This is a genomic window from Paraburkholderia sp. J41 (assembly GCF_905220235.1).
Classification (GTDB): domain Bacteria; phylum Pseudomonadota; class Gammaproteobacteria; order Burkholderiales; family Burkholderiaceae; genus Paraburkholderia.
This window is the reverse complement of sequence record NZ_CAJMZE010000115.1, coordinates 1-364: the sequence shown is the minus strand read 5'-3', so window position 1 is coordinate 364 and position 364 is coordinate 1. Positions and strand designations below refer to the sequence as shown.

The 364-nt window shown below is 69.5% G+C and carries 1 pseudogene; it reads right to left on the bottom strand.

The features are described 5' to 3' along the window. Nucleotides 1–364, bottom strand: a pseudogene (locus U5805_RS31675) (hemagglutinin); the annotation flags it as partial.

The following is a 364-nucleotide window of genomic DNA, read 5'->3' as shown; positions in this document are numbered from 1 at the left end:
CAACTGCGAGCCGTTCACGGCGTCGACGCTCGAAGCGTTCAGCGAACCGTTGGCGACGTTCGTGAGCGCCACCGGACCCTTGGTCGTGCCCGCGCCGCCCAGCGTCAGTTGGGTGTGTGCGTCGTTGTCGTACACAACGCCGTTGACCGAGCCGGTCGCTGCCTTGGCGTCGATCGCCGCGAGCGCCTCGCCAACGTTGGTGAACGTGCCGTCGGAGAAGCCGTACGTCGGCGTGCTGATCGCGCCGCTGGAAGTGACCGTCGCACCGCCGCCCAGGGCAGCCGCCGTCGAGCTGGCGAGACCGTAGAGCTGGCCGCCGTTCACGGCGTCATAGCTCGACTGTCCCACCACGCCCGCCGCCACG